Source organism: Actinomyces succiniciruminis (assembly GCF_900002405.1).
GTDB classification, from domain to species: domain Bacteria; phylum Actinomycetota; class Actinomycetes; order Actinomycetales; family Actinomycetaceae; genus Actinomyces; species Actinomyces succiniciruminis.
Genome location: NZ_LK995462.1, coordinates 15,652 through 19,891, shown reverse-complemented (window position 1 = coordinate 19,891; position 4,240 = coordinate 15,652). Strand labels below are relative to the sequence as shown.

Sequence of the window (4,240 nt, the reverse complement as noted above, 5' to 3'; positions counted from 1 at the left end):
TTGCGGCGGACCGGCCCGCCGTACTACAGCTGGCTCCCCAGCGCACGGGTCTGAACCACCTGCTGTTCGAACGCGCTTGGAACCCGCTGGTGACCGGCGTGCTCGTCGGACTCGTGGCGATCATCGCTTGGCCGACCTCGTGGGCCAGCGGCCGCCACGACGGGCTGGGAATCACCACGCCGTCGTCGAACCTGGTCGGCTGGTTGGTGACCGGGGACGCCGACCGGCTCGACTGGGGCGTGCTGCTGGTGCTCGGCATCCTCCTCGGCTCCCATCTCAGCGCCCGCGCCTCGGGCGAGTTCCGCGTCCGCGTACCCTCCGCCACCGTCATTCGCCGTTCGATCGCCGGTGGGCTGCTCATGGGCGTGGGCGCGGCCTGGGCCGGCGGCTGCTCCATTGGCAACGCCCTGGTGCAGACCTCCCTGCTGTCTTGGCAGGGCTGGACCGCACTCGTCTTCCAGGTGCTGGGCGTGGGCGCCGCCGCGTACGTCACCCTTATCCGCCCGCGCAATCAGCGGCGTGCCGCGCGCGCAGCAGCAGCCTCCGCCGCCTCCTCCGAGCGCCTGGGTGAGTCCGAGGCGGTAGGCGCACTCGCGAGCCGCTGACAACGCGCCCCCGTCATCCCATCCTCATTCACTCATCGAAAGGACCCAGTCATGCGTACCGTGTTGGAGACCGAGGGCCTCGTCTGCCCCTTCCCCGTTATGGAGGCCGAGGAGGCGATGGCCGATCTGGAGATCGGCGACGAGCTCGTCATCGCCTTCGACTGCACCCAGGGCACCCAGTCGCTGCCCGCCTGGGCGGCGGACAACGGCTACACCGTCACCGAGTTCACCAAAACCGGCGAAGCCTCCTGGGCCATCACCGTCCGCAAGTGAGTCGGACGGCGCCCCGTCAGTCGCCTCGATTGACATTCGGAGGCGAGTGACGGGGCGCGCCGTCGGCGGCCTGCCCGGTATTGCGCCGACGACGCCATACGGTTGGGCCATGGAACACAGGCGGCTCGGGCGCACCGGATTGCGCGTCTCGGCGGTCGGCCTCGGCACCATGACTTGGGGCCGGGACACCGACGAGTTGGAGGCCAAGGACCAGTTGGAGATCTTCCTCGACGCCGGCGGCACCCTGCTGGACACGGCTGCCTCCTACTGCGAGGGCGCCTCGGAGGAGGTGATCGGCGGTCTGCTCGCCGGGACGGTGGAGCGGCGCGACGTGGTGCTGGTATCCAAGGCGGGTGTGCGCACCTGGCGCACCGGCGCCCGCTCGACGGCGGCCGATGCCTCTCGCGGCACCCTGCTGGACACGCTGGATGACTCACTGACGCGTCTGGGCACCGACCACCTGGATCTATGGCTGGTGCAGGTCCCCGATGCGACCACTCCGTTTGAGGAGACCGCCGACGCGCTACGAATCGCCGTCGCCAGCGGCCGCACCCGCTACGTGGGTGTGTCTAACCACCCCGCCTGGGCGAGCGTGCACCTGGCGGACCTGCTGCGTGAGGCCGGCGGGCCGGGGCTGGCCGCCGTGGAGGTGGAGCACTCGCTCCTGGCACGCGGCATCGAGCGGGAACTGCTGCCGGCGGCGGCGGGCCTTGGCTTCGGCGTGATCGGCTACGCCCCGCTGGGACGCGGAGTACTGACCGGCAAGTACCGGGCCACCACTCCCCCGGACTCCCGCGGCGCCTCCCCCCACCTGCGCTCCTACGTGGCCCCCTACCTGGGTGAGTCCCATCGCGGGGTAGTCGAGGCGGTGGCGACGGCCGCCACCGGGTTGGACCGCAGGCCCGTGGAAGTGGCCCTGGCATGGGCGCGCGACGCCGCCGGGATGGCCTCCACCGTGGTCGGGGCGCGTACCCCCGCCCAGTTGCGCGGCGCCCTGGCCGCCGAGGACCTGGACCTGCCGGCGCAGATCCGCCACGTCCTTAACGAGGTGACGGCGCCGGAGGTCGGCTACCCCGAGCGCTTCTGATCAGCCCTCGTAGTCGTCGTCGACCTCCCGGTCGTCGTAGTCGTCGTAGTCGTCCTCGTCCACGTCTTCGTCGTCGTAGTCGTCCTCGGCGCCCTCGTCCTCGTCGTCCTCCGCCTCATCGTCGTCCTCGTCTTCATCGGAGTCGAAGGCGTCGAAGGGCAGTTCGATGCCGTAGGCGGTGAACAGGGCGTCGTCGTAGGTGAAGAAGGCGTCCTGGAGGGCGTCCTCCGCCGCGACAACGGCCGGGGACGTCTCGTCACCCGTCGCGGCGGCGTCCAGGTGCGCCTCGAAGGCGGCAATGAGTCGGTTGAGCGCGGACCGCGGGTCATTCGTCATGTGGGCAAGGATACCGGCTCAACCGTGGGCCGCGTCTACCGGCAAGGGCACGATCTAGTTCAGCCCGCGGCGCCGCAGCAGCGGTTCGATCTTGGGGTCGTGGCCGCGGTAGGCGCGGTAGGAGACGAGCGGGTCGCGGGAGTCCCCACGGGAGAGGAACTCACGGCGGAAGCGCTCCCCGGCCCGGCGATTCAGGCCCAGGTCGCCGCCGCGGCCGCCCTCGCCGTCGGTGCGGAACCAATCGGTGGTGTCGGCGTCCATGACCTCGCTCCAGATGTAGGCGTAGTAGGCGGCCGCGTAGCCGCCGCCGAAGACGTGGGCGAAGTAGGTGGTGCGGTAACGGGGCGGGACCAGGGCGTCGTCAATGCCGGCGTCGGCCAGGGCGGTGTGCTCGAAGGCCTCGACCGCGGTCACGTCGTCGGGCACCTCCTGCGGCTCCAGGGTGTGCCAGGCCTGGTCGAGCAGGGCCGCCCCCAGGTACTCGGTGGTGGCGTAGCCCTGGCCGAAGGCGCCCTGGCTGCGCAGCTGCTCGGCGAGGGACTGCGGCAAGGGTGCGCCGGTGTCCACGTGGCGGGCGTAGGAGGCGATGACCTGCGGGTGCAGTGCCCACTTCTCGTTGACCTGGGAGGGGAACTCGACGACGTCGCGGGGCACGTTGGTGCCCGACGCGCTGGGCCAGCGGGTATCGGCGAACAGTCCGTGCAGGGCGTGGCCGAACTCGTGGAAGGCGGTGATGACGTTGTCCCAGCTCAGCAGCGTCGGCCCGGATTCGGGCTTGGTCAGGTTCAGGCAGTTGATGACCACCGGCCTGCGGCCGGTCAGGTGGCTCTGCTCCACCAGGGAGTCCATCCAAGCGCCACCGTGCTTGCCCTCGCGGGCGTAGTAGTCGCCGACGAACAGTCCCAGCAGGGGCGCGGCATCGCCCTCGCCGTCACGGACCTCCCAGACGCGCACATCCGGGGCGTACATGTGGGCGGCCAGGTCGGGACGCTCGTGGAAGCCGATGCCGTACAGGCGGGTCGCAGCGTAGAAGACGCCCCGTTCGACGACGTTGTTCAGCTCCAGGTAGGGGGCGAGGGTGGCGTCGTCGACGCCGAAGCGTTCCTTGCGCTCGGCCTCCTCGTAGCGGGACCAGTCGGCGGGGCCGAAGCTCTCCCCGGGTTGGGTGGCCGGGTCGGCGGCCATGCGGGCGGCGTAGGTTTCGGCATCGCGGCGGGCGTTGGCCATGGCCGGGGGCACCAGGCGGGTGAGCAGCTCGTTGACGGCCTGGCTGGTGCGGGCCGCCGACTCGGCGGCGACGACCGCGGCGTGGTGGGGGTAGCCGAGCAGCCGGGCACGCTCGGCCCGCAGCCTGGCCTCCTCCAGCACGAGGGCCCGAGTGTCGTGTTCACCGGACAGTCCACGGCCCAGCGACCGGTTCAGCAGGGCGACGCGCTCGGCGTGGGTGGCGGTGGTCGCCAGCGCGGGAGTGGCGGTGAAGTTGGCGACGCCGGCGGCGTGCATCGCGTTAGTGGTGAGGGTGGCGAAGCGGGTGGACAGGGCCGTCAGCCGGGCGTTGATGGCGCGCAGCCGGTCCGCGTCCGGGCCGGTCAGGGCGACGCCGTCGCGTTCGAACTCCTCCACGGCCAGGCGGATGTAGCGGGCGGTCTCGGCGTCGATCGCCTGACCGTCGGCGTCCACCGGGGTCCGAGCGGGCGTGGCCTGGGCGGCGGCACGCACCTGTTCGTCGAGGGTCTTGAAACGCCGGTAGATGCGCGCATCCAGGCTGTAGGCGTCTTCGTGGGCGGCCAGGTCGGGGGCGAGGGCCTCCTCCAGCGCGTCCAGCTCGGGGCTGTCGGTGGCCGAGGTCAGCGCGTACAGCACGGTCAGGGCGCGGGACAGCAGTTCGCCGCTGCGTTCGACGGCGGCGACCGTGTTCTCCACGGTCGGCGCGGCGGGG

General features: G+C 71.4%; 5 protein-coding genes. 3 read left to right on the top strand and 2 right to left on the bottom strand.

The features are described from left to right. From BN1056_RS14500 to BN1056_RS00710, 3 genes are all read left to right on the top strand, one after another. A partial coding sequence (locus BN1056_RS14500; RefSeq protein ID WP_244671422.1) for a YeeE/YedE family protein occupies positions 1–605 on the top strand: 605 nt, incomplete at its 5' end. Positions 606–656: 51 nt separating this feature from the next. Beyond that, positions 657–878, top strand: coding sequence for a sulfurtransferase TusA family protein (locus BN1056_RS00715; protein ID WP_210578283.1), 222 nt, complete (start codon positions 657–659; stop codon positions 876–878). A 109-nt stretch (positions 879–987) separates the two neighbouring features. Continuing rightward, positions 988–1,965, top strand: coding sequence for an aldo/keto reductase (locus tag BN1056_RS00710; RefSeq protein ID WP_073332519.1), 978 nt, complete (start codon positions 988–990; stop codon positions 1,963–1,965). On the opposite strand, the gene BN1056_RS00705 is transcribed toward BN1056_RS00710, so the two are convergent. Next, positions 1,966–2,301 carry a DNA primase gene (locus BN1056_RS00705; RefSeq protein WP_073332535.1) on the bottom strand — a complete coding sequence of 112 codons (336 nt, stop codon included), beginning with the start codon at positions 2,299–2,301 and terminating at the stop codon, positions 1,966–1,968. A gap of 54 nt (positions 2,302–2,355) precedes the next feature. Further along, a partial coding sequence (locus tag BN1056_RS00700) for a M3 family metallopeptidase (RefSeq protein WP_244671421.1) occupies positions 2,356–4,240 on the bottom strand: 1,885 nt, incomplete at its 5' end.

Bases quoted from the DNA above. Each gene is read 5' to 3' on its own strand.
- BN1056_RS00710 (WP_073332519.1), top strand. From the start codon at position 988: ATGGAACACAGGCGGCTCGGGCGCACCGGATTGCGCGTCTCGGCGGTC.
- BN1056_RS00705 (WP_073332535.1), bottom strand. From the start codon at position 2,301: ATGACGAATGACCCGCGGTCCGCGCTCAACCGACTCATTGCCGCCTTC.
- BN1056_RS00715 (WP_210578283.1), top strand. From the start codon at position 657: ATGCGTACCGTGTTGGAGACCGAGGGCCTCGTCTGCCCCTTCCCCGTT.